Annotated in this window: 20 protein-coding genes; 9 read left to right on the top strand and 11 right to left on the bottom strand. The window is 59.8% G+C overall.

The genetic code is table 11. The features are described from left to right. Positions 1-6: 6 nt before the first annotated feature. Genes pstA through C7H09_RS16175 form a run of 3 tightly spaced genes read right to left on the bottom strand, consistent with a single transcriptional unit; the run spans position 7 to position 3,779 of the window. Positions 7-1,284 (bottom strand): phosphate ABC transporter permease PstA, encoded by a 1,278-nt coding sequence (gene pstA, locus C7H09_RS16185; RefSeq protein ID WP_106764622.1) that lies wholly within the window; start codon positions 1,282-1,284, stop codon positions 7-9. Further along, positions 1,277-2,665, bottom strand: a complete 1,389-nt coding sequence (gene pstC, locus C7H09_RS16180; protein WP_106764913.1) for a phosphate ABC transporter permease subunit PstC — start codon at positions 2,663-2,665, stop codon at positions 1,277-1,279. The genes pstA and pstC overlap by 8 nt, the downstream gene beginning before the upstream one ends. A 58-nt stretch (positions 2,666-2,723) precedes the next feature. Then, a complete protein-coding gene (locus C7H09_RS16175; RefSeq protein ID WP_106764620.1) occupies positions 2,724-3,779 on the bottom strand; it encodes a substrate-binding domain-containing protein in 1,056 nt (351 codons plus the stop codon). A 228-nt stretch (positions 3,780-4,007) separates the two neighbouring features. On the opposite strand from C7H09_RS16175, the gene C7H09_RS16170 reads away from it, so the two are divergent. Beyond that, positions 4,008-4,412, top strand: coding sequence for an acyl-CoA thioesterase (locus C7H09_RS16170; RefSeq protein WP_106764618.1), 405 nt, complete (start codon positions 4,008-4,010; stop codon positions 4,410-4,412). Here C7H09_RS16170 and C7H09_RS16165 read toward each other — a convergent pair. From C7H09_RS16165 to C7H09_RS16145, 5 genes are read right to left on the bottom strand one after another with little or no spacing between them, the layout of a single operon-like run. Then, entirely contained in the window at positions 4,406-5,515 is a 1,110-nt protein-coding gene (locus C7H09_RS16165) for a tRNA-queuosine alpha-mannosyltransferase domain-containing protein (RefSeq protein WP_240616624.1), read from the bottom strand. The two genes, C7H09_RS16170 and C7H09_RS16165, sit on opposite strands and share 7 nt — an antisense overlap. Further along, positions 5,512-6,183, bottom strand: a complete 672-nt coding sequence (locus C7H09_RS16160) for an SDR family oxidoreductase (RefSeq protein ID WP_106764616.1) — start codon at positions 6,181-6,183, stop codon at positions 5,512-5,514. The genes C7H09_RS16165 and C7H09_RS16160 overlap by 4 nt, the downstream gene beginning before the upstream one ends. Further along, a complete protein-coding gene (arsJ, locus tag C7H09_RS16155) occupies positions 6,176-7,387 on the bottom strand; it encodes an organoarsenical effux MFS transporter ArsJ (protein ID WP_106764614.1) in 1,212 nt (403 codons plus the stop codon). Before arsJ ends, C7H09_RS16160 begins: the two co-directional genes overlap by 8 nt. Position 7,388: 1 nt before the next feature. Continuing rightward, positions 7,389-8,393: an ArsJ-associated glyceraldehyde-3-phosphate dehydrogenase gene (locus tag C7H09_RS16150; RefSeq protein ID WP_106764909.1), complete on the bottom strand. Its 1,005-nt coding sequence runs from the start codon at positions 8,391-8,393 to the stop codon at positions 7,389-7,391. A 43-nt stretch (positions 8,394-8,436) separates the two neighbouring features. Then, a complete protein-coding gene (locus C7H09_RS16145) occupies positions 8,437-8,793 on the bottom strand; it encodes an ArsR/SmtB family transcription factor (RefSeq protein ID WP_106764612.1) in 357 nt (118 codons plus the stop codon). Positions 8,794-8,884: 91 nt separating this feature from the next. Between C7H09_RS16145 and arsH the strand changes: the two genes are divergently transcribed. The 3 genes from arsH to C7H09_RS16130 all read left to right on the top strand — a co-directional run bounded on the left by arsH (position 8,885) and on the right by C7H09_RS16130 (position 11,656). Next, positions 8,885-9,601 carry an arsenical resistance protein ArsH gene (arsH, locus tag C7H09_RS16140; protein ID WP_106764609.1) on the top strand — a complete coding sequence of 239 codons (717 nt, stop codon included), beginning with the start codon at positions 8,885-8,887 and terminating at the stop codon, positions 9,599-9,601. A 9-nt stretch (positions 9,602-9,610) separates the two neighbouring features. Next, positions 9,611-10,681, top strand: coding sequence for an ACR3 family arsenite efflux transporter (gene arsB / locus C7H09_RS16135; RefSeq protein ID WP_106764607.1), 1,071 nt, complete (start codon positions 9,611-9,613; stop codon positions 10,679-10,681). A 177-nt stretch (positions 10,682-10,858) separates the two neighbouring features. Further along, on the top strand, positions 10,859-11,656 hold the full coding sequence (locus C7H09_RS16130) for an undecaprenyl-diphosphate phosphatase (protein WP_106764907.1): 798 nt from the start codon (positions 10,859-10,861) through the stop codon (positions 11,654-11,656). Between the two features lie 216 nt (positions 11,657-11,872). Here C7H09_RS16130 and uvrD read toward each other — a convergent pair whose 3' ends face one another. Continuing rightward, positions 11,873-14,038, bottom strand: coding sequence for a DNA helicase II (gene uvrD, locus C7H09_RS16125; protein ID WP_106764605.1), 2,166 nt, complete (start codon positions 14,036-14,038; stop codon positions 11,873-11,875). Positions 14,039-14,288: 250 nt separating this feature from the next. On the opposite strand from uvrD, the gene C7H09_RS16120 reads away from it, so the two are divergent. The 3 genes from C7H09_RS16120 to C7H09_RS16110 are packed head-to-tail and all read left to right on the top strand — an operon-like array spanning position 14,289 to position 17,561. Continuing rightward, on the top strand, positions 14,289-15,902 hold the full coding sequence (locus C7H09_RS16120; protein WP_106764603.1) for a methyl-accepting chemotaxis protein: 1,614 nt from the start codon (positions 14,289-14,291) through the stop codon (positions 15,900-15,902). A 28-nt stretch (positions 15,903-15,930) separates the two neighbouring features. Then, complete coding sequence (locus C7H09_RS16115) at positions 15,931-17,136, top strand: hypothetical protein (RefSeq protein ID WP_106764601.1); 1,206 nt, start codon at positions 15,931-15,933, stop codon at positions 17,134-17,136. Between the two features lie 11 nt (positions 17,137-17,147). Then, complete coding sequence (locus C7H09_RS16110) at positions 17,148-17,561, top strand: type 2 periplasmic-binding domain-containing protein (protein WP_106764599.1); 414 nt, start codon at positions 17,148-17,150, stop codon at positions 17,559-17,561. Between the two features lie 67 nt (positions 17,562-17,628). On the opposite strand, the gene C7H09_RS16105 is transcribed toward C7H09_RS16110, so the two are convergent. Further along, positions 17,629-19,077 (bottom strand): NAD-dependent succinate-semialdehyde dehydrogenase, encoded by a 1,449-nt coding sequence (locus C7H09_RS16105; RefSeq protein WP_106764596.1) that lies wholly within the window; start codon positions 19,075-19,077, stop codon positions 17,629-17,631. A gap of 375 nt (positions 19,078-19,452) precedes the next feature. On the opposite strand from C7H09_RS16105, the gene C7H09_RS16100 reads away from it, so the two are divergent. Then, a complete protein-coding gene (locus tag C7H09_RS16100) occupies positions 19,453-20,466 on the top strand; it encodes a histone deacetylase family protein (RefSeq protein WP_106764593.1) in 1,014 nt (337 codons plus the stop codon). An 8-nt stretch (positions 20,467-20,474) separates the two neighbouring features. Here the strand turns inward: C7H09_RS16100 and thiI are convergent, their stop codons facing one another. Beyond that, entirely contained in the window at positions 20,475-21,929 is a 1,455-nt protein-coding gene (gene thiI / locus C7H09_RS16095; protein WP_106764590.1) for a tRNA uracil 4-sulfurtransferase ThiI, read from the bottom strand. Between the two features lie 122 nt (positions 21,930-22,051). Here thiI and ppnN point away from each other — a divergent pair, with 122 nt between their 5' ends. Beyond that, on the top strand, positions 22,052-23,440 hold the full coding sequence (gene ppnN / locus C7H09_RS16090) for a nucleotide 5'-monophosphate nucleosidase PpnN (protein WP_106764588.1): 1,389 nt from the start codon (positions 22,052-22,054) through the stop codon (positions 23,438-23,440). Positions 23,441-23,459 lie beyond the last annotated feature (19 nt).

Raw genomic sequence — 23,459 nt, 5'->3', positions numbered from 1 at the left:
CACTCCTTACCACCGGCGCTCAAGCCGCTTGCGCAGCCAGATCGCCAATGCGTTCATGGTAATCATAAAGGCCAGCAGGATCATGATTCCTGCCGACGCCAATTCAATAAAGCCCTGCTCGGCACTGCTGGCCCACAGGTAAATCTGTACCGGAAGCACCGTGGCGGAACTGAAAAAGCCGTCCGGCACCTCCACTATAAAGGCCACCATACCGATCAGCAGCAGTGGTGCCGTCTCACCCAGCGCCTGGGCCATGCCGATGATGGAACCGGTCATCATGCCAGGCATGGCCAGGGGCACCAAATGATGCAGCACCACCTGCATCCGGGAGGCACCAATACCTTCCGCCGCCTCGCGAATGGATGGCGGCACACTCTTGATGGCGGCCCGGCTGGAAATAATGATAGTGGGCAGAGTCATCAACGCCAGCACCAGGCCACCCACCACCGGTACCGACCGGGGCATCCCGAATAACCCGATAAACACTGCCAGGCCAAGCAGGCCAAAGATGATCGAAGGCACCGCTGCCAGATTGTTGATGTTCACCTCGATAAAGTCGGTCAACCGGTTCTGGGGTGCGAACTCCTCCAAGTACACGGCCGCTGCAACCCCCACAGGGAAGGCAATCACCAGGGTGACTACCATAGTCAGCAACGAACCCACAATCGCGCCCAGAATACCGGCGTTAGACGGCTCCCGGGACGCCCCCCGGCTGAACAGCACATCGTTGAAGCTGGTCTGAATGGCGCCTTCGGCCACCAGTTGATCCACCCACCGGCGTTGTTGTTCCGACAAGCGGATGCTGTAGGCGGGATTATCGGCATGCTTGACGTACACCGACACCGTATCGTGCACCAGAAACTCCAGGGTCTTGGTACTGCCCAGCAGAGCAGGCTGGGTTTTCAGCAAATCCCGCACTTGATTAGCGGCGTAACTGCCCACCAGACGATTGAGTTCGCGCTGATCTTGGCGACTGCTGGCCTCCGGGAAATGCTGCTGCAAGGCCGCCAGAATTGGCGCCTGAAAGTCGGCCATGGCAAGCTGTTCCGAATCACCCGGATCCTGCAGGTACATCAGTTCGCCATCCAATGGCACCTCCAGGGTAATGGTGGTTTTGATAAACCCGGTGTAGCCCTTGGAGATGATGTCGGTAAACAGAATCAACAGAGATCCCAGCGCCACCGCGATGGCCAGCATGCCATAGAGCCGGAAACGTTTTTCCTTGCGGTACCGCTTCTTCAGCGACTGGCGGATCAGTTCCGCCTGTGGGGTTTGATCACTCATACTGTTCCCTATACTTACGGACAATCTTCAAAGCCACCATGTTGAAGGTGAGTGTGACCAGGAACAGCATCATACCCAGGGCAAAGGCCGCCAGCGTTTTGGCGCTGTCGAACTCCTGGTCGCCGGTCAGCAGGGTCACAATCTGCACGGTCACGGTGGTCACCGAGTTCAATGGATTGGCCGTCAGATGCGCCGCCAGCCCCGCCGCCATCACCACAATCATGGTCTCACCAATGGCCCGGGAGGCCGCCAGCAGAATACCGCCCATGATGCCGGGCAGCGCGGCCGGAAACAGCACCTTCTGCATGGTTTCCGATTGGGTGGCCCCAAGCGCCAGTGAGCCGTCCCGCAGGCTTTTCGGCACAGCATTGATGACGTCGTCTGACAGCGACGACACAAAGGGAATGATCATGATGCCCATCACCAGGCCAGCCGCCAGGGCACTCTGGGAAGACGCCTGCAACCCCAGAGCTTCCGCCAGATCCCGGATAAACGGCGCCACGGTCAGGGCGGCAAAGAAGCCGTACACTACGGTCGGCACCCCGGCCAGCATTTCCAGCATGGGTTTGAGCACATTACGCACCGGCCGGGAGGCATACTCCGACAGATACACCGCCGAGAGCAGACCCGTGGGCACCGCCACCAGCATGGCAATCGCCGAAATCAGCAGGGTGCCGGTAAACAGCGGAATCATGCCAAAGGCACCATCAGAGCCCACCTGATCCACCCGCAATGCGGTTTGCGGGCTCCAGGAGCTACCGAACAGGAACTCGGTGACCGGTACCCGGCCGAAAAACCGCAGGGTTTCAAAGATCACCGAGAACACAATGCCCACCGTGGTCAGTATGGCCACCGCTGCACAACTGAAAAACAGCCAGCGCAGGGTACGTTCCACGTTTTCCCGGGCGTTGATCCGGGGCTGCACCCGGGTCCAGGCGAAAGTGGCCCCCAGCACCGCAATCAGCACCACCAGAATCGACTTGAATTGCTGGCTCTGAGCCCGTAACTGGCCCAGCAGCTCGGCGGCACCGACGATTTCGGCCGGTACCCGCGCCGCATCCAGCTTACCCGCCGACAGGTTACTGATCTGGGAAAGCACCAGACTGGCCTCGCCGGCGTTGTCCGGCGCCAGGTGCGCTGGCAGTGAGGACACCACCAGCGACTGGATCACCCGGCCTTCAAACCCCACCCATGCCGCCAGTACCGCCAGTGCCGGCAGGCTGCACCAGAGCGCAGCCCGGGCGGCGTAGTAGAACGGCAGAGACTTGAGGTGACGAATGCCGCCCAGGGGCTCGGCCACCGAGCGCGATCTCATGTAGGCCAGCCCATAGGCGACAGCAGTCATCACCAAAACCAGGGGTAACAGATTGGCTGTTTGCATACTCATTTCTCTCTAATCAGCCTGTGCGTTTCCGTCATCCCTGGCTGTATTGTATTGCTCAGAGCTCATTACCGGTCATCGACTCCAGGCTACGCACCTTGCGAGCAACGTCCATCCGGGTTGAGCGCGGATTGGGAATCAGGCCCACATCCACCAGATAGCCATTGTCGCCCCAGGCACCCTCGCTGGTAAATTCCTCGGCATACTCCTGCACACCCGGCACCACACCAACGTGGGCGTTCTTGATGTAGAAATACAGGGAACGGGCCACCGGATAGTCTTCGTCGGCAATGGTATCCGGAGTCGGGGTGACACCGTTAATGGTCGTAGCCTGAATCCGGCTGCTGTTTTCCATCAGGAAGCTGTAGCCGAAAATACCCAAAGTATCCTTATCCTGCGCCAGACGCTGGACAATCAGGTTATCGTTTTCACCGGCTTCAACAAACAGGCCGTCTTCACGCATGCTGTGGCAGATGCTCTTGTATCGGCCCTTGTCCTGCTTTTTGATGGCGGCAATCCAGTCGTACTGCTTACAGCCACCTTCCATCGCAATCTCGACGAACGCATCCCGGGTACCCGAGGTCGGCGGCGGCCCCATGACGCTGATTTCCACCGCGGGCAGACTGGCGTCTATATCGCTCCACTTCTGGTAGGGGTTGGGTACCAGCGTTTCACCACCGTTCGGATCCGGCACCTCTTTGGCCAGCGCCAGGAACACCTGCTTCAGGCTCAGATCCATCGGGTCGGCCTCTTTGGAGTTGGCGATGACAATGCCATCACTACCAATCTTGACCTCGGTGATGTCTTTCACGCCATTACTCTGGCACATGTCGAATTCACTTTTCTTCATCCGGCGGGATGCGTTAGTGATATCCGGGTGCTGGGTACCGATACCGGCACAGAACAGCTTCAGACCACCACCGGAGCCGGTAGACTCCAGTTTCGGGGTGCGAAAGTCGGTGTTACGGCCAAACCGCTCGGCCACCACCGTGGCGAACGGATAAACCGTAGACGAACCTACAATATTCACCGTATCCCGAGCCATGGCCGGTGCCGAGACTGCCAGTGCGCTGCCAGTGAGAACCAGCGAGCTGATAACCGCTTTCAATTTCATCAGATTCCGTCTCCATCAAAATGAACTCTTTTCAAGCCAGCCGACTGCGCGTCTTACTGCGCCGATTGCTGATACCTGTTCGATAGCTGCATCCTAGAAGGACTCTGTGACAGCTTTGTGACACCCGATTAAATCTTTCTCCGGGCTGAGCATGCTATGAAATATGCTTGCACCGCCGATAAAGCCCGTTACCATGCACAGAAAACAACTCTCAAGGCGATGTACCCCATGACCGCATACGAAGACGACAAACCCGCCCCCCGTGGCGAAATGATGCTCCAGGTAATCCCCCTGCCCGCCGACACCAACGCCAATGGCGATGTCTTTGCCGGCTGGCTGGTCAAGCAGATGGATATTGCCGCCGCCACCATGGCCGGGCGCATTTCCCAGGGCCGCAACGCCACCGTTGCCATGGATCGGATGGAGTTTTTATCACCACTGCGGGTGGGCTCACAGGTGGGTTGTTACTGCGATCTGGTGGATATCGGGCGCAGTTCGATGAAGATTCAGGTGGAAGTCTGGACCCTGGACCGCGCTTCAAAAACCCCGCGCAAGGTAACCGAAGGCCTGTTCGTCTATGTGGCCATTGATGAACACGGGCGTATTCGAGAGGTGCCCGCACAGAATTACTGAGCGCCCAGCAACCGGTCGATAACCTGCCAGTAGTGCTGGCTCAGGTTGCTGGTTCGCCAGGCATCGGGCAGGCAGGCGGGCAAATCGGCCGCCAGCAAGCGCTGCAGGCAGTCTGCCGCAGCCTCTGCCTCCGGCGCAGGATCAGCCTCGTGGCTGGCATGGCGGCAGGGCGCCGGAACATATTCGCGATAGGCCAGGCGATCCGGCGCCAGCGGCGTGCAACCGGCCGCCATGGCTTCGAGCATCGCCAATCCCTGAAAGTCATGCAGGGCGGTCGAGACCACAATATCGGCTCGGCCCAGCAGCTGCTGATAATCCGTCCTCGAGGGCAGATAACCCCAACATTCAAGCTGGTCACGAAATTCGTGGCGAATCTGCTCGAACACCCTGGGTGCGCGTCGGAACCGCTCGCCCACCACACTCAGCCGAAACGGCTGCTGCCTGTTTCTGAGCACCTGCAACAGCCCCAGAAGACGGTCGGGCGCCTTGTCGTATTCCCAGCGATGATTCCACACCAGGTGGGGACAGGCCCGGTTAAACGCCCTGGGCGTCGCCGCAAATAACCGGTCGTCAATGGGCACAGGAACCACCTCGCAGCGCTTCCGGAGTTCGTCCACCACCCCCTCGGGCACCGCATCCGGCATTTTGCCCAACAACACCTCCACACCCTGCAAAAAACTGTCCCGGTTCCAGGCGCTGTTAAACACCACCGCATCCGCAGCCAGGGCGCTGTATAAATTCACCATCATGGGTTCGAGGCGTGCGGTATTGCGCTCATTGGCCGGAAACGCAAACTGGTTTTCGTGCATGTAGAGCAACGACGGCACCCGCGCCAGAGCCGGTTGCAGCCCTTTCAGGGTGGCCAGATCCACCATCGATGTGGCGATCAGCAAATCCCAGTGTTCTCGCAGCAAGGGCTCTCGCAACCAGCTGATGGCATTGCCCCGGATACGCCACTGGAAAAATCTGGGGGGCAATGCCAGCACCTCCACCTGGCAATGGCTACCCAATACCTGCTGTAACTGCGAGCGCCAATGGCGATGGCTGCCCGCATCGTAGGCGGATAGCATCAGCACCCGGGCTTGCCTGCCTGGCTCGGTCACCAGGGCAGTTCCTCACCGTTGCTGTGCCAGAACGACCCGGTGTTGTCCAGGTTCAGTTGAGCAATCCGCTCCGCCAACCCCCGGGCAGACTCTTCCGGGGTAATCAGGCCGCCAAAGTTGACCATGCGGGTCTTCACATAACCCGGGTGCAGCTGGGCCACGGCGATACCCTCCGGTTTCAGGTCCACCGCCAGGGATTTACCGAAAGCATTCAGCGCCGCTTTGGACGCCCGATAGCCGTAGCGACCACCGGAGTCGTTGTCGGCGATGGAACCCATGCGACTGGTGATGTTGGCAATCTTGCTGCCCTGCGCCATCTGCGGCACCAGCGCTTCCGTCACCCGCAGGGGCGCGTAGGCATTGATTTCCATCTGGGTGCGGATGGAATCGAAATCGATACTGCCCAGCTGCCCATCCTGCAACAGGCCCGAGTTGTTGATCAGCAAGCCAATCCGCTTGCCAGCGAGGCCCGTTTTCATCTTCTCAATGCCCGCTCCGGTGGTGACGTCCACTCCGTCGATCACCTGCCCGGCCACGGCGGCCAGTTCTTCCGACGACTGTCGGCACACCCCGATCACCTGACGGCCTTCGGCGGCATAGAGTCGGGCCAGTTCCAGGCCAATTCCTCGATTAGCGCCGGTAATCACCACCACATTGGCATCAGACATAGCCTTGTTCTCCTGTCGGTTTGCGTGTTGATTCCGGCAACCATAACGAGAACAGGGCGGCCATGGCTACCAGTACGGCAGAAATCCACAGGCAGGCTTCCAGGCCATAAACCTGATAGACCCACCCGGACAGAATCGTTCCCAACAAACGACCGGCGGCGTTGGACATGTAATAAAAGCCCACATCCAGAGACACCCCGTCACTGCGGGCATAGCTGACGATCAGATAGCTGTGCAGGGACGAATTGACGGCAAACACCACGCCGAACACCAGCAAGCCGCCGATCACCACCGCCTGAGCTGGCCAGCCCGCTGCCAACGCTCCGGCTATGGCTGCCGGGACAATAGCCAGTAATGCCGCCCAGGTGATGGCGCCGGACTTGCCGTTGCCGTGGCCGGTCATGCGCGGCGCAATGGTCTGTACCAGGCCGTAACCGACAATCCAGCTGGCCATGAAACCACCCACCTGCCAATGATCCCAGCCAAACACCGTGGCCATATACACCGGCAGCGCCACCACAAACCACACATCCCGGGCCCCGAACAGGAGCATCCGGGCGGCCGACAACACGTTGATGGCCTGGCTTTTGGACAAAATCTCTCGGAACCTGGGTTTGGCCTTGCTCTTGCCTAGATCCTGCCCTAACAGGAACAGGCTGGCCAGCCACACCAGCGTAAGGGCAACGGCCATCGCCGCCACCGCGCCGGTAAAACCCGCCGCCATCAGCAACACACCGCCCAGAAAGAACCCGAGGCCTTTCAGGGCATTCTTGGAGCCGGTGAGCAGCGCTACCCAGGCGTACAACCTGCCCTGCTGCTCGTCCGGCACCAGCAACTTGATGCCGCTTTTGGCCGACATCTTGTTGAGATCCTTGGCAATGCCCGATAGCGCCTGGGCTGCCATCACCCAGGGCACCGTGAGCAGGGCCGCCGGCACCGCCAGCATGACCAGCGCCACAATCTGCAGGAACAGCCCGATGTTCATGGTTCGGTTCAGGCCCATGCGCGCCCCCAGATACCCCCCCACCAGATTGGTCACCACCCCGAAGAACTCGTAAAAAACAAACAACAGGGCAATGCTCAGGGGCGAATAGCCCAGCTGGTGGAAATGCAGCACCACCAGCATCCGCAGGGCGGCATCGGTCAGCGTGAAGGCCCAGTAGTTGCCTGTGATCACCAGGTACTGGCGGATGGCCGCGCTCATATCAGGCCAGCCCTACCTTGCGGGCCAGTTCCGCCGTGCGGTTGGCGTAGCCCCATTCGTTGTCGTACCAGGCGTAGATTTTCACATGGGTGCCGTTGACCACCAGGGTGGACAGGGCGTCGACGATGGAAGAACGGGGATCGGTCTTGTAGTCGATGGACACCAGCGGGCGTTCTTCGTAGCCCAGGATGTCTTTCAGCTCGCCCTCCGCCGCGTCTTGCAGCAACCGGTTCACCGTATCTTTGTCGGTGGGCGTTTCCACCTCGAACACGCAGTCGGTCAGCGACGCGTTGATGAGCGGAATCCGCACCGCGTGGCCGTCCAACTTGCCCTTGAGCTCCGGGAAGATCTCAATGATCGCCGTGGCCGAGCCGGTGCTGGTGGGAATCAGCGAGCTGCCACAGGCCCGGGCCCGGCGCAGGTCCTTGTGGGGCGCATCGATGATGGTCTGGGTGTTGGTCAGGCTGTGGATGGTGGTCAGCGAGCCGTGCTTGATGCCCAGCTTTTCATGAATCACCTTGACCACCGGCGCCAGGCAGTTGGTGGTGCAGGACGCCGCGGTGAGGATGCGGTCCGTGGCCGGGTCAAAGGTGTGGTCATTCACTCCCATGACAATGTTCTTCGCTCCCGCTTCCTTGACCGGCGCGGAGACCACCACCTGCTTCACCCCCTGGTCCAGGTAGGCCTGCAACACCGCCACGGTTTTATTCACGCCGCTGGCTTCAATCACCAGGTCACAGCCGGACCAGTCAGTGTCAGCAATGGCCTTGTTGTGAGTGACGGCAATGCGCCGGCCGTCAATTACCAGTTCATCGCCATCGGCAACCGCTTCACGGCTCCAGGTGCCGTGCACGCTGTCGAAATTCAGCAGGTGAGCCAGTGTGTGGGCGTCTGCACCCGGGTCGTTGACGGCAACGAACTCCAGTTCCGGCCAGCCCCAGGCCGCCCGCAATGCCAGCCGGCCAATCCGGCCAAAGCCATTGATACCGACTTTAATCGTGTTCATAAAAATCTCCTTGTCAGAACAGCCTTCAGCCACCATTACCGAATCAGGAACAACTGGCCACCGGCCGATCCGCCATGGCCTGCAACCGGGCAAGAGGCCCGGTCAGCAGATCCGGGTTATTGCCACGGGTTTGCTCCAGAGTCTGAATCACCCACTCCGGCAACTCCGGGTCAAGGTAATAATAGACCCATTGGCCCCGGCGCTCAGTGCTCAACACGCGAGCCTCCCGCAACGCCGCCAGGTGACGGCTGACTTTCGATTGGGGCGCAGCGAAAGCTTCCATCAACTCACACACACACAGCTCGCCCTGCTGATGAATCAACAGCGTCGCGCATAACCGGAGCTCATCCCCCAACGCCTTGAACAGCGAAGCCGGTGAGTAAAACCCTTGACCTTTCATCTGAATTCACCAATATATATGCTTATCCGAATATGCAGTTTTTCGCATATTAGTGTGACATTGTAATGACGTAAAGGATCCACTAGCCCTCATGCCCATCAACAACCTCCCCAACCTGAGCACTGAGCTGTTCACCGCACCCGACTCCGACAGACTTTTCAGCACACCGGCATCGTCCCACCCAGCGCGCATTCTGCTGCTGTACGGCTCCCTGCGAGAGCGCTCGTTCAGCCGCCTGGCGGTGGAAGAAGCGGCCCGATTGTTGGAGGCCATGGGCGCGGAAACCCGCATCTTTAACCCCCGGGGCCTGCCCCTGGCGGATGCCGAAGACGCCAGCCATCCCAAGGTGCAGGAACTGCGAGACCTGGTGCAATGGAGCGAGGGTATGGTGTGGTGCTCGCCTGAACGCCACGGCGCCATGACCGGCATCATGAAAACCCAGATCGACTGGATTCCCCTGTCTCTGGGCGCCGTGCGCCCCACCCAGGGCAAGACCCTGGCCGTGATGCAGGTGTGCGGGGGTTCCCAATCGCTCAACGCCGTGAACCAGCTGCGGGTGCTGGGCCGCTGGATGCGCATGGTGACCATTCCGAACCAGTCGTCAGTGCCCAAGGCGTTCATGGAATTCGACGGCAACGATCGCATGAAGCCTTCGGCTTATTACGACCGCATCGTGGATGTCATGGAGGAGCTGGTAAAGTTCACCCTGCTGGTGCGGGACCGCAGCGATTACCTCACCGACCGCTATTCCGAGCGCAAGGAAAGCGCCGAAGAACTGTCGAAACGAGTGAACCAACGTTCCATTTAAGGGTGTGCGATGAGCCGTAACAGCGATGTGAACACGGTTGAAGCCAATGACGGCGGAATGGATCTGTTCGGGCGTTACCTGTCGGTGTGGGTGGCGCTGGCCATTATGGCCGGTATCACCCTCGGGCAGCTGGCCCCCTCTGTCCCCGAGACCCTGGCGCGGTTCGAATACGCCCAGGTGTCCATCCCCACCGCCATCCTGATCTGGGCGATGATTTTTCCGATGATGGCGCAGATTGATTTCAGCGCCGTGGTCGGAGTGCGCAAGGAACCCAAGGGACTGGCCATCACCACCATCGTGAACTGGCTGATCAAGCCGTTCACCATGTTTGCCATTGCCTGGTTCTTTTTGATGGTGGTGTTCGCGCCCCTGATTGCACCGGAACTGGCCAGCGAATACCTGGCCGGTGCCATCCTGCTGGGGGCGGCGCCCTGCACCGCCATGGTGTTTGTCTGGAGCTACCTGACCCGGGGCGATGCCGCCTATACCCTGGTGCAGGTGTCCCTGAACGACCTCATCATGCTGTTCGCCTTCGCCCCGATCGTGGTCTTGCTACTGGGCATTTCCGACATTCAGGTGCCCTGGGATACGGTGCTTCTGTCGGTGGTGCTGTATATCGTGATTCCGCTCACCGCCGGTTACCTGACCCGCCGCACCCTGATCGCCCGGCGCGGTGAACAATGGTACGACCAGGTCTTTATGAAGCGGCTGGGGCCCGTGACACCGGTAGCGCTCATCATCACGCTGATACTGCTGTTTGCCTTCCAGGGTGACGTCATTCTGCAAAATCCGTTGCATATAGTGCTGATTGCCGTGCCGCTGATTATCCAGACGGTCTTTATCTTCCTGCTGGCCTACGGCTGGGCCCGGTTGTGGAAAGTGCGCCACTGCATTGCCGCCCCCGGCGCCATGATCGGTGCCAGCAATTTCTTCGAACTGGCGGTGGCCGCGGCCATTGGCCTGTTCGGCCTGCAGTCCGGGGCGGCTCTGGCAACGGTGGTGGGGGTGCTGGTGGAAGTGCCACTGATGCTGGCGCTGGTACGCATCGCCAACAACACACGGGACAGATTTCCAGCCTGAATGATTATCCACGACTAACCGCACAGGCAGCGGAGGAACCCTTTGGTAATACCACTGTAACCTTCGCTGCCTGTTCAGCCGGGAATCACCTTGGTACCATCCACCACCCTGACACTATCCCGCACGGCCCAAGAAAAGCGGAAACCTGACTCACCGCTGCAACCGGAAACCATCAAAATGGACGTATTCCAAGCCCTTTTCCTTGGCCTACTGCAGGGGCTGACCGAATTCCTGCCCATCTCCAGCTCCGCGCACTTAATACTCACACCCGCATTCTTTGGCTGGGACGACCAGGGCGTCGGTTTCGATCTGTCGGTTCATGTGGGCACATTGCTGGCGGTGGTGCTGTACTTCCGTCGGGATGTCTTCGGCATCGCCCGGGATGGCCTGATCTCCATCGGCCAGCGCAAAATCGTCGGCCAGGGCGCCCTGGCCTGGTACCTGGTGATCGGCACCATCCCGGCGGGCCTGGCTGGCCTGGCGCTGCTGGACATGATCGACAACGAACTACGCGGTGCCTCGGTGATCTTCTTCACCACCCTGATCTTCGGCCTGCTTCTCGGCCTCGCCGACTGGCTGCCCAAACGCCAGCGCACCCTGGACAGCCTTAACTGGAAAGACGCCGTCATCGTCGGCATCGCCCAGGCCATGGCGTTGGTGCCCGGCACCTCCCGCTCCGGCGTCACCATCACCGCTGGCCTGTTCCTGGGCATGACCCGGGAAACAGCCTCCCGGTTCTCCTTCCTGCTGGCGATTCCCATTATTGTGCTGGCATCGGCGGTAAAACTGCTGGAAGTGGCCACATCCGACGTGATCGTGGACTGGAACGGTTTTCTGATTGGCGGCGTCACCTCGTTTCTGATGGCCATCACCGCCATCCACTTCTTCCTGAAGTGGCTCAACAAAGTGGGTATGTGGCCGTATGTGATCTACCGGATTGTGTTGGCGGGTGTGATTTACGCTGTCTTGATGTAACTCTCAAAGCGCATAAATATGAACCTTGGAGATAGCGTTCTGTTTCGGATTGCAGAAACGTCAAAGCGTGGCGGTGGGAACGTCTTTCCAAAAATTTGTGGAGCCAGGGATGGCGGAACACAAGCGCCCATGGACGGCTCGAGCGCTTTTTGGAAAGACGTTCCCACCGCCATGCCACCTCCGTGCTCGAAGGCTGCATGAGGCTAGCTCAACCGCTCAACAAGCCTCCAACGGCGCATACGCCAACACCAGCCACTTCGCCCCCTCATCAAAGTTCACCTGCACCCGGGTATGATGCCCCGAACCCTCACAGTTCATCACAACCCCCTCACCAAACTTCGGATGCCGAACCCGCTGCCCCAGACTGAACCCCGCCTGCTGCGCTGAATCCTGACTGAACAGGCTCTCATTCGGCCGCTCCACCATCGCCGGCCGGGTCACCGTATTGCGCAGCCGAACCTCCTGCAGACAATCCCCCGGAATCTCCCGCACAAACCGAGACAGCGCATGAAACTTCTCCTGCCCGTATAACCGGCGGGACTCCGCGTACGTCAGCACCAACTTCTTCATGGCCCGGGTGATACCGACATAGGCCAGACGGCGCTCCTCCTCCATCCGCCCCGGTTCCTCCAGCGACATGCTGTGCGGGAACAAGCCCTCCTCAACACCGGCCAGAAACACCATCGGAAACTCCAGCCCTTTCGCGGAGTGCAGGGTCATCAACTGGACACTGTCTTCATGAGCGTCGGCCTGGGATTCCCCGGCATCCAGCGCCGCCTGGGCGATGAACTCCGCCAGCGGGTCCACGCCTTCTTCCACATCGTAATCCGCCAACGCACTGACCAGTTCCTCCAGGTTCTCCACCCGGGCCTGCCCCTTCTCACCTTTCTCGCTCGCGTGGTAATCCTTCAGCCCGCTGGACTCGATGGCCTGCTTCATCAGCCCCTGCAAAGACGCATGCCCCGCCATCTCCGACAGGCCGTTCACAATCTCCATAAACTGCTGCAGCCCGGTTTTGGCCCGGCCTTTTACCTGCCCGGCCGCCAACAGCCGCTCGGCCGACTCCCACAGCGAAATGCCCTGCCCGGTGGCGTACTCGCGAATCTCCCCGAGACTCTTCGCACCAATGCCCCGGGTGGGAATATTCACCACCCGCTCAAAGGCTGCGTCGTCCCGGTGGTAATGCACCAGGCGCAGGTACGCCAGGGCGTTGCGGATTTCCTGGCGATCGTAGAACCGCAGGCCGCCATACACCCGGTACGGAATGCCCTGGCGCATCAGGGCCTCCTCCAGCACCCGGGACTGGGCGTTAGAGCGGTACAAAATGGCGCACTCGCTGCGCAGATTGCCCTCGCTGACCCAGGCCGAGATGGAATCGGCGATGTAGTTGGCTTCGTCCTGTTCGTTGAAGGCGGCGTACAGACTGATCGGCTCGCCCTCCACGCCGTCCGTCCACAACTCCTTGCCCAACCGCCCCTGGTTATTGGCGATCACCGAGTTGGCGGCTTTCAGAATCAGCTTGGTGGAGCGGTAGTTCTGCTCCAGCCGCACCAGCCGTGAATTCGGGAAATCGCGCTGATACTGTTGGATGTTCTCGATCTTCGCGCCCCGCCAGCCGTAAATGGACTGGTCGTCGTCGCCCACTACCGTCAGTGGCACGCGGTTGCTGGCCAGCACCTGCAGCCAGGCGTATTGGATGGTGTTGGTGTCCTGGAACTCGTCCACCAAAATGTGCTGGAACCGCTGCTGGTAGTGGCTCAACAGCTCCGGCCGGTGCAGCCAGAGTTCGTGGGAACGCAGCAGCAATTCACCGAAATCCACCAGACCACCTTGTTGACAGAGCTTTTCGTACTGGCGGTAAATTTTCAGCATCACCGTGGTGAAGTGATCACCTGGATTCTCCTGAATGTGGTCTGCCCGCAGCCCTTCGTCTTTCTGGCTGTTGATGAACCACTGGGCCTGTTTGGGCGGCCACTGGCTCTCATCAATCTGGTTCTCCCGCATCACCCGCTTCACCAGCCGCAACTGGTCATCGCTGTCCAGCACCTGAAAGTTCTCCGGCAAGCCCGCGTCTTTCCAGTGCGACCGCAACAGCCGATGGGCAATCCCGTGAAAGGTGCCAATCCACAACCCCCGGGTTGGGATGTTCATCATCTGTTCTACCCGATAACGCATTTCCTTCGCGGCCTTGTTGGTAAAGGTCACGGCCAGAATGGAGGTGGGCGGCACCCGGTCGACCGACATCAGCCAGGCCATGCGGTGCACCAGCACCCGGGTTTTGCCACTGCCCGCACCGGCCAGCACCAGCAAGTGATCGTTCTGGGCGGTGACGGCCTCTCGCTGGGCGTCGTTCAGGGAATCGATAATGTGGGAGACATCCATAGAGTAGAGCTTCACTACTGGTTAAATTTACAGGGCATTATATCAGCACAACGCAAAGACTTCCTTTCTGCCAGCCGCCCGACTGCCGGAAAAATTTGATGCATTTTACATCCACCTTGGTTCAGATCTCCTGCCGTCAGCCGATACACGCCTTAACACACTGACACATGAATTCTGTGTCATACGTTCAAAAAACGACCTAGAATCGCCCACGACTAAAGTCTTAGGCCGGGCTGACAAGGACTACAACATGCTCTCATCACTTAAGATCTCTCACAAACTGGCATTGCTGGTCACCGTTGCCATTGTTGCCTTTGTGGTCAGCCAGGCCTTTTCCATTGTCACCGAGCGCAATAACTCCGAACGCCTCAGCGAAGTTCGCGACCAGCTCTATCCCTCCCTGGAACTGTCCACGATCAACCGCGGTTTGCTGCAACTGATTGAAAACCAGATCAACACTGCCGTCACCACCGGTGACGATCAACAGATTGCCGCCACCAGGGAACAACTGGCAGAAATATCCGCCAACCTGGACCGCATCGCCACCCTGAACCCGGCTCTGCATGATCAGGTGAAGGCCTTGAAATCCGAGCTGAACGGTTACTACAACACCGCCACCCGAATCGCCACCGCAATCATAGAAGGTACGGCGGATTTCAATCGCATTGGCCAGGAAGCCTCCGCCAACGCCGAGCGGCTGGCCGGACTGCGCTCTGATCTGGACGAGATGCGCAACGCGATGGAAAGCCGCCTGACCCAGGCCATCGACGACACCACCGCTGCCAGCAGTGAAGCCGCCACCGTCTCCGTCACCATTGTGGTGGTCGCGCTGGTGGTGCTGATTGCGCTCAGCCTGATCATTGGCCGGTCGGTATCGGGCAGCCTGCAACAGATCATTACCTCCCTACGGGACATGGCTTCCGGTGAGGGTGATCTGACCTCCCGCATTGACTACACCGGCAAGGATGAACTTCGGGACCTGGTGGACCAGTTCAACCGGTTTGTTGAAAAACTGCACAAGTCCTTTGCCACCATCCAGCAGGATATTGGCGAGCTCAACGGCGTCGCCTCACATCTGGGTAGCACCAGCCGCACCAATCTTGAACGCATCAGCCAGCAGGCCCAGGCGATTTCATCTACCCGTAATTCCGTGGAAGAACTGGTCAAGAGCGTCGAAGAAGTCGCAGGCTTCGCCTCAAGCGCCTCAGACCAGACCCAGGATGCCTCCAAGTTCGCGACCACCGGGCAGCAGAAGGTTGAAGGCAACATACAGACCATCCAGCGACTGATGGCAGAAATCGAGAACACCGCCAGCCTGGTCAACCAGTTTGATGAGTTCTCCGTGAAAGTGGGCGGCCTGCTGGAAACCATCCAGACTGTCGCCGAACAAACCAACCTGCTGGCCCTGAATGCCGCCATCGAAGCCGCCCGCGCCGGTGAACACGGACGTGGCTTTGCCGTGGTCGCCGATGAAGTTCGCGGCCTGGCTGTGCGCACCCACAAGGCCACCGAAGAAATCCAGCAGGTGATTTCCGAGTTGTCGAAAGCCTCCGGTGCTGCCGTGCATTCCATGCAGGGCAGCGTGGATATGGCCCGACAGGGCGTGGATGCCACCACCGAATCTGGCGAGGTCCTGCGCAAGATTCTCGAGAATGTTCAGCAGATCAGCGAACTGAACGAGCAGATTGCCGCGGCCACCTATGAGCAAAGCACCACCTTCAGCGAAGTCACCGGCCACATGGGCGACATGCATCGCAACGCCGAAGCCGTGATGGAAAGCACCGACGAGCTGGATACGGTCAGCCGCAAGATCCAGGACGTCAGTAATGGCTTGCAGAGCGTGGCCGGGCAGTTCCGCGTTTAAGTAAAACCCCAGAAAAAGGAAACTCCTGATGAAAAAACTGTTTACTGCAGCGCCCCTGGCGCTCGCCATTGCCGCGACCCCGGCTCTGGCACAGAGTACCGAGGAAACCCTCGAGCGCATGCAGCAGCAGCTGAATGCCATGCAACAACAGCTGAACTCCGCGAAAGACACCGGCATTCGCTTCAACGGCTTTTTCAGCACCGGTTTCGCCCGGGCCAGCAACGATGCCGGTTACGCCGGAATCACCGACGAATCCGAAGTGGCGGATCTGAGCCTGTTCGCCCTGCAGGGCACCTTTGACGTCACACAGAAGAGCCAGATTGTGATGCAACTGGTCGGCCGGGGCGAAGATGACTGGGAACCCCAGGTGGAGTGGGCCTATCTGAGCCACCGCCCCACCAACAACCTGCAGATTCGGGCCGGCAAGATGCGGATTCCGTTCTTCATGTACTCCGACTCCTTGGAAGTCGGCTACGCCCAGCCGTGGGCACGCCCGCCCCAGAGCGTGTATGGCCCGATTGCCGTGACCAGCTATGTTGGTGCGGATGCCAGCTACAACCTGAATTTCGACAACTCCTCGCTGACCGCAACCGGCTTCACCGGCTTTACCGATGAAGATGGCAACTCCGGCGACGTACAGCTGCGCAACATCGCAGGCATGAACCTGACCTGGACCGACTACGTGTGGACTGTGCGTGGTGTGGCGGCGACCGCCGAGGCGGATATTGATGGGACCCGGCTTGGCGCACTAGCAGCCCAAAGCGGCATTACCCTTCCGCCCGGCATTACTCAACTTGCCGACGGTGATCGCGGTAACTTCTTCGGCCTGGGCGCCAGCTATGATGACGGCAGCTGGCAGATTATCGGCGAAGTTACCCGCGTTGAGGTTGATGGCAAGTTTGCCGATACCGACTCCGCCTACCTTTCCGTAGGCCACCGCTTCGGAAGCTGGACGCCTTACCTTGCCGCTGGCTGGACCGAAAGCCAGGACGACGATGAACGTACCGGCTTCTTCATTCCGGGCGCCGTTCCCGAGTCTATCCTGAACTATCAGCGCCACGAATACAGTATTGGCACCCGCTGGGATATCACGCCGGGCGTTGCTATTAAAGCCGACGTTACCCACGTTCGCGGTCTGGACAAAGGCTATGGCAACCTGAATACCGGCTACATGCTGGCTGAAAACCCGGAAAGCACCAACGTCTACACCCTCAAACTCGACTCGGCATTCTGAAGGAGGCCCCTATGAAAAAGCTTAGCCTGTTGTTTGCGGCCAGCTTGCTGGTAAGCCCCTTCACCCTGGCCGAAGTCGTGGTGATTGGCAACCCGGCTGGCCCGGACAGCATCAGCGCCAACGAGGTTCGGGATCTTTATCTGAACCGCAGCAAGGCATTACCAAACGGCGACAGCGCCAAGCCTTTCGAGCTGCCTGAGGGCAACGCTACCCGCGCCGAGTTCCACGACAAGGTAACCGGCCGCAACGACGCCCAACTGAAAGCCTTCTGGTCCCAGCAGGTGTTCACTGGTCGCGGCCAGCCGCCCGCCGAAGCGGGCAGTGCTTCTGGCATGAAGGCCCAGGTCGCCTCCACGCCCGGCGCCATCGGCTACATTGATTCGGCGGAAGTGGACAGCAGCGTGAAGGTCATCCTCACACCCTGATGCCACTGCGCAACGCACAAAAAGGCGAGCCCAGGCTCGCCTTTTTGCTGCTTACCCATCCGGTTGTTCAGAATCCGCGCGGCACCGTTTGCGCCTCCACAAATTCAAACAAACCTTCCAGCCCGCCTTCCCGGCCAATCCCCGACGCCTTCATGCCGCCAAACGGTGCCTCCGGCGTGGGGCCGGTGCCGGTGTTCCAGCCTACGTGGCCGAACCGCAAACCAGCCGCCACCCGCTGGGCGCGCCCGGCATCGGCGGTAAACACGTAAGAGGCCAGGCCAAACTCGGTGTCGTTGCCGGCGTCGATCACTTCCTCTTCGGTGCGGAACAGCGCCATGGGCACCAGCGGGCCGAAGGTCTCTTCCTTGTAGCAGGCCATGTTGCGGGTCACACCCTGCACCACGGTGGGCGGGAAGAACAGGCCATCACCGAGGTCGGCGGGCTGCTTACCGGCTACCAGGGTAGCGCCCTGGGCCAGCGCATCTTCCAGGTGCCGTTTCACCTTGTCGAAACCTGCCTTGTTGATCAGTGGGCCTATGTCGATGCCATCCTGCATACCGTCACCAACAGTCATCCTGTTCACCCGCTCTGCCAGTTTCTGGCCAAACGCATCGGCAACGTTTTCATGAACAAAGATGCGGTTGGCACACACACAGGTCTGGCCACCGCCACGGAATTTGTTGGCCATCAGGTTGTCGGCAGCGGCATCCAGGTCCGCATCCTCGAAGACAATAAAGGGGGCGTTGCCACCCAGCTCCAGCGCCAGCTTTTTGACCTGTTCGGCGGTATCGACAATCAGTTTACGCCCCACTTCTGTGGAGCCGGTAAAGCTGAGCATGGGTACGTCTTTGTGCTCGCACAGCACCTTGCCGATCACACTGGCCTTGCCCATCACCAGATTCACCATGCCGTCCGGCAGATCCAAGCCGTCCATCACCTTGAAAAAGGCAACCATGGTCAGCGGGGTCTCACTGGCTGGCTTGATCACCGACGGGCAACCGGCAGCCAGCGCCGCAGACAGCTTCTTGGCAATCATGCCAATGGGAAAGTTCCAGGGCACGATCAGGCCGGTTACTCCTACGGGGCGATAGTGTACCGTCCAGGTGCAGCCCCGGGGCTTACCGGGAAGCGCATGGGCGTCAAGGGCATCCAGGTTTTGCGCACAGTAGTCGAAGAAGCCCGCTGCGTAATCCACTTCGCCCTGAGCTTCTTTCAGGGGTTTGCCGTGCTCCAGGCACAGCACCCGGCCAATTTCCTCCCGGTTGGCTTTCAGGCCATCACGGATGGCTTGCAGCCACTGGCGTCGGGTTTCGATCGGATAGGGGTTACTCAGGCGAAGCGCCGATTGCGCGGCATCGACCGCCGCCAGCACATCCTGTTCCGGCATCGACGGCACCTTGGCAATAACAGCGCCGGTGGCCGGGTTGTAAACATCGAAGGTGGCCCCGTTCGACGAATCCGTCCAGCGCCCACCAATGTAACCGGTAAGGTTGTCCAGTAAGGGTGACTCGATCATCTCGGCTCCTTTTCCATGACCGTGGCGGCGCCCCGTTCTCCGGAGTGCCTGAAAACAAGAATTCGCCCTTCATAGTGGATGCTGATCTGCAACCTGTAAAGTCAACGAAAGTTAGCGCAACGTTAAAATCGCTCCCGGCGATTTTTTATGACCTGCCTTCCCTGGCGGCCTCCCTTCGGGCCGTTGCTGGCGCAACGTTAAAAATCGCTCCCGGCGATTTTTTATGGCCTGCCTTCCCTGGCGGCCTCCCTTCGGGCCGTTGCTGGCGCAACGTTAAAAATCGCTCCCGGCGATTTTTTGACCCATGGGGTTGGGTGCCTATACTCGGGGGGAGAGTTTTATCAGGCTCCCAGACACACCCAAGGAGATGGATTCATGAAGGCATTCTTTCATCCCACGCAGGATCTGCATATTCCGAAGACGTACTTTACCCGGGGCCAGATGCGTCAGCCCCAGGAGGTGCCGGATCGCACCAGCCAGATGCTGGAGGGGTTGAAAGCCCGGGGGATTCCGGTGCTGCAACCGGCAGACCAGGGCTCCGCCGCTATTGCCAGGGTGCATGACCTGGGCTATCTGCGGTTTTTGGAGTCGGCCCACCGGCGCTGGATGGAGATGGAAGACTGGGGTGACGAGGTGATGTCGAACATCTTCGTGCGCTCGCCCAACGCCATGCGGGGCGTTCTGGCCGAAGCGGCCTGCTATCTGGCGGACGGAAGTTGCCCGATCGGTGAAAACACCTGGAAGGCCGCCTACTGGTCTGTCCAGACCGCTCTGGGCGCGGCAGATGCCCTGATGGCCGGTGAGCGCACCGCCTATGCGGTGTGTCGGCCACCGGGCCATCACGCCCGCAAGGATGCCGCCGGTGGATTCTGCTACCTGAACAACGCCGCCATCGCGGCCGAGCACTTGAAGAGCCGGTTCCCGCGAACGGTCATCCTGGACACCGACATGCATCATGGCCAGGGCATTCAGGAGATCTTCTACGACCGCAGCGACGTGCTGTACGTTTCCATTCACGGTGATCCCACCAACTTCTATCCGGTAGTCAGTGGTTTTGAGAACGAACGGGGCGAAGGGGAAGGCTATGGCTATAACATCAACCTGCCCATGCCCCACGGCTCCAGCGAGGACGATTTCTTCGCCAAACTGGATGAAGCCCTGGCGGCCATTCGGCTGTACCAGCCCGACGTGCTGATCCTGACCCTGGGGTTCGATATCTACAAGAACGACCCGCAGGCGAAAGTATCGGTGACTTCCGAAGGCTTCTGCCGGCTGAGCACGCACCTTCGTCAGCTGGGCTTACCCACACTGGTGGTGCAGGAAGGTGGGTATGATCTGGACGCCCTCAGCGAGAACGTCCAGCAGTTTTTCAAGGGGTTGGAGGGCTAATCGGTGGCTCAGACCACCGGAGCATAAACCTTGATGTTCGCATGCCCCTCGGCTTTCAGGTGCCCGGCGTGTACCCGGCTCATCGAACCGCGATCGCAATAGAGCAGGTATTGGCGATCGGCTGGCAAGCCGGGCACCTGCTGGTTGAGCTCGTAGAACGGAATCTTCAGCACATCGTTGTTGGTCAGGCGCAGCGGTGAGCGTTCTTCTTCCGACGGGTGGCGTACGTCGATGATGACGTCGGCCACCGCAGGCGTCTGAATAAGCTCCACCTCTTCCGGCGTTTGCGTGCTTTCCAGCAACTGGCTGACCATGGTATCGGTGCGGTTGGCGATGGCCTCAGCCAGCGCTGCGGGGTTCATACCGGCTTCTTCCTGCTCCACCCGGTGCAACTTGGCCCGGGTAACCGGCTTGCTGGAAATCACGCCGCAATATTCCGGCATATTGCGGGCAAACGGCTCAGTGCCGATTTCCCGGGCAATACGGATGATTTCCTGTTTGTCCATGGCAATCAGTGGGCGCAGCACCACTTCATCGCTGGCCCTATCCACCACGTTCAGGTTGGTCAGAGTCTGGCTCGACACCTGGGCCACCGCATCGCCCATCACCAGGCCAGCCGCGTTATAATCCCGGGCAATGTCAGCGGCCGCCTTCAACATCATGCGCTTGAGTACCACGCCCCAGTGCCGATGGTTGACCGAACGCATGATCTCGGCCACGACGCCCTCAAAGGGCACCGAAATAAATTTCACGTTGTGGGAGGAACCGTACCTGTCCCACAGGTAGTGCGCCACCTGCCGCACGCCAACCTCGTGGGCCGTGCCCCCCAGGTTGAAAAACAGGTAATGGCTGCGCATGCCCCGGCGCATCATCAGGTAGGCCGCCACCGAGGAATCGTAGCCTCCGGACACCAGAGTCATCACCGTCTCGACCGTGCCCAGCGGGTAACCACCCAGCCCTTCGTGTCGGCGATGGGCAATGTGGAAGGTGTCGTCACGAACCTCAATCCGCACTTCCTGCTCCGGTTGTTTCAGATCCACACCCCGGGCATCCGAGGCCTGCAGCAGGGCGGCGCCCACGCTGCGCTCCAGGTCAATGGAACGGAAATCATGATCGCCATTACGCCGTACCCGCACCGCAAAGGTCTTACCCGCCAGCCGTTCAGCCCAGGCCTGCACCGTCTTATCCGCGACATCGTCAAGATCGATGAACGGGAACACCCCGATTTCCTGAATCGTGGAAATACCGGGAATCCGCACCATTTCATCAATCACCGGCCCGGCCAGGCCACGGCCTTCAGGCACCTCCACATCTACCCGATCCCAGCTGCCATCCACCTGGATGTCCGGGTCCAGCCGGGCCAGCAGCTTGCGGATGTTCTGGCGTAACTGGCGCATCTGCTGGCGGCGGACAGGCTTGCTTTTAATGGCAACTTCAGGGGCGGGGCGAATCAGTAATTTCATATAAACAGGCTTTGATCGGAATAACGTCGGGTAGCGTAAACGCAGGAAAGGCCTTAGTGTACTCTTTCATCAGAGCGGCACAAAATCCGTCATTGCCGAAACAATCAGGAGCTCCACCACCGATGACCGAACCCGAATCCACCATGAATGCCCTGGTTTCTCCGGAGGGCAGCCTGGAAATACTTTCCAATTTCGAGGTCAACCGCCTCAAGGACCGAAGCGAAGGGGGGTTGTACCGGCTCTTCCGGCAATGTGCTCTGGCGGTGCTCAATACGGGTATCGAGCTTGATGACTGCAAGGAGCTGCTGGAAATCCACGCCGATTTTGATGTCCGGCTGGTGCCGCAACCCCGCGGTTTGAAACTGGAACTGATTAATGCCCCCGGCCATGCCTTTGTTGACGGAGAAATGCTCCGGGCGATGCGCGAGCACCTGTTCTCTGTGCTACGGGACATTGTGTACACCCACTCTCTGCCCGGCTCCGTGGCGGGGTTCCGCAAGGATGACCCGGAAGACCTCACCAACCTGGTGTTCCATATCCTGCGTAACGCCCGGGTGCTGCAGGCCGGTCGCCAGCCGGATCTGGTGGTGTGCTGGGGCGGGCACTCCATCAGCCATGACGAATACCAGTACAGCAAAGATGTCGGCCACCAGCTGGGCCTGCGGGCGCTGAGCATCTGCACCGGCTGCGGGCCGGGTGCCATGAAGGGTCCGATGAAAGGCGCCACCATTGGCCATGCCAAACAACGGGTGAAAAACGGCCGCTACATTGGCATCACCGAGCCGGGCATCATCGGCGCCGAAGCGCCCAACCCGATTGTGAACGAGCTGGTGATCATGCCGGACATCGAGAAACGACTGGAGGCCTTCGTACGCTGTGGCCACGGCGTTATCGTGTTCCCCGGCGGCGTGGGTACCGCTGAGGAAATCCTCTACCTGCTGGGCATTCTGCTGCACCCGGACAATGCCGATCTGCCCTTCCCAGTGGTGTTTACCGGGCGCCAGGAGAACGCCGAATACTTCGAGATGATCGACAAGTTCATTCGCAATGCCCTGGGCGACGAGGCCGCCAGCAAGTACGAGATCATCATCGATGACCCGGTGCGGGTCGCCCAGACCATGAAAGACGGCATGAAGGAAGTGGAAACTTTCCGCCGGGCCATGCAGGACGCCTACTACTTCAACTGGATGCTAAAAATTGACCCGGTGTTCCAGCTACCGTTCGAGCCGGATCACGACAATATGCGCGCCCTGGAATTACATCGGGAGCAGCCTGCGCACCTGATTGCAGCCAACCTGCGCAAAGCCTTCAGCGGCATTGTGGCGGGGAACGTCAAGGAAAGCGGAATTCGACAGATACAGCAGAAGGGGCCGTTCGAAATTGCCGGAGACCCGACGCTGATCAAGCCTCTGGAAGCCATGCTGGAGCAGTTTGTTGCCCAGAACCGGATGAAACTGCCCGGCAGCGCAGCCTATCGGCCCTGCTACCGGATCGTCAGCGGTGCAGCCTGAGCTGCACCTCAATACGCCA

The organism is Marinobacter fuscus (assembly GCF_003007675.1).
In the GTDB taxonomy this organism is placed as follows: domain Bacteria; phylum Pseudomonadota; class Gammaproteobacteria; order Pseudomonadales; family Oleiphilaceae; genus Marinobacter; species Marinobacter fuscus.
Note: the sequence above shows the minus strand (reverse complement) of the source record. Positions and strands in the feature narration are given on the sequence as shown.

What these genes read in the sequence shown, in the direction of transcription:
- pstA (WP_106764622.1), bottom strand. Translation starts at nt 1,284, where the DNA reads ATGAGTGATCAAACCCCACAGGCGGAACTGATCCGCCAGTCGCTGAAG.
- pstC (WP_106764913.1), bottom strand. Translation starts at nt 2,665, where the DNA reads ATGCAAACAGCCAATCTGTTACCCCTGGTTTTGGTGATGACTGCTGTC.
- thiI (WP_106764590.1), bottom strand. Translation starts at nt 21,929, where the DNA reads ATGAAATTACTGATTCGCCCCGCCCCTGAAGTTGCCATTAAAAGCAAG.
- ppnN (WP_106764588.1), top strand. Translation starts at nt 22,052, where the DNA reads ATGACCGAACCCGAATCCACCATGAATGCCCTGGTTTCTCCGGAGGGC.
- arsJ (WP_106764614.1), bottom strand. Translation starts at nt 7,387, where the DNA reads ATGAGCGCGGCCATCCGCCAGTACCTGGTGATCACAGGCAACTACTGG.
- C7H09_RS16100 (WP_106764593.1), top strand. Translation starts at nt 19,453, where the DNA reads ATGAAGGCATTCTTTCATCCCACGCAGGATCTGCATATTCCGAAGACG.
- C7H09_RS16175 (WP_106764620.1), bottom strand. Translation starts at nt 3,779, where the DNA reads ATGAAATTGAAAGCGGTTATCAGCTCGCTGGTTCTCACTGGCAGCGCA.
- C7H09_RS16150 (WP_106764909.1), bottom strand. Translation starts at nt 8,393, where the DNA reads ATGAACACGATTAAAGTCGGTATCAATGGCTTTGGCCGGATTGGCCGG.
- C7H09_RS16130 (WP_106764907.1), top strand. Translation starts at nt 10,859, where the DNA reads ATGGACGTATTCCAAGCCCTTTTCCTTGGCCTACTGCAGGGGCTGACC.
- arsH (WP_106764609.1), top strand. Translation starts at nt 8,885, where the DNA reads ATGCCCATCAACAACCTCCCCAACCTGAGCACTGAGCTGTTCACCGCA.
- arsB (WP_106764607.1), top strand. Translation starts at nt 9,611, where the DNA reads ATGAGCCGTAACAGCGATGTGAACACGGTTGAAGCCAATGACGGCGGA.
- C7H09_RS16145 (WP_106764612.1), bottom strand. Translation starts at nt 8,793, where the DNA reads ATGAAAGGTCAAGGGTTTTACTCACCGGCTTCGCTGTTCAAGGCGTTG.
- C7H09_RS16105 (WP_106764596.1), bottom strand. Translation starts at nt 19,077, where the DNA reads ATGATCGAGTCACCCTTACTGGACAACCTTACCGGTTACATTGGTGGG.
- C7H09_RS16160 (WP_106764616.1), bottom strand. Translation starts at nt 6,183, where the DNA reads ATGTCTGATGCCAATGTGGTGGTGATTACCGGCGCTAATCGAGGAATT.
- C7H09_RS16170 (WP_106764618.1), top strand. Translation starts at nt 4,008, where the DNA reads ATGACCGCATACGAAGACGACAAACCCGCCCCCCGTGGCGAAATGATG.
- C7H09_RS16120 (WP_106764603.1), top strand. Translation starts at nt 14,289, where the DNA reads ATGCTCTCATCACTTAAGATCTCTCACAAACTGGCATTGCTGGTCACC.
- C7H09_RS16110 (WP_106764599.1), top strand. Translation starts at nt 17,148, where the DNA reads ATGAAAAAGCTTAGCCTGTTGTTTGCGGCCAGCTTGCTGGTAAGCCCC.
- C7H09_RS16115 (WP_106764601.1), top strand. Translation starts at nt 15,931, where the DNA reads ATGAAAAAACTGTTTACTGCAGCGCCCCTGGCGCTCGCCATTGCCGCG.
- uvrD (WP_106764605.1), bottom strand. Translation starts at nt 14,038, where the DNA reads ATGGATGTCTCCCACATTATCGATTCCCTGAACGACGCCCAGCGAGAG.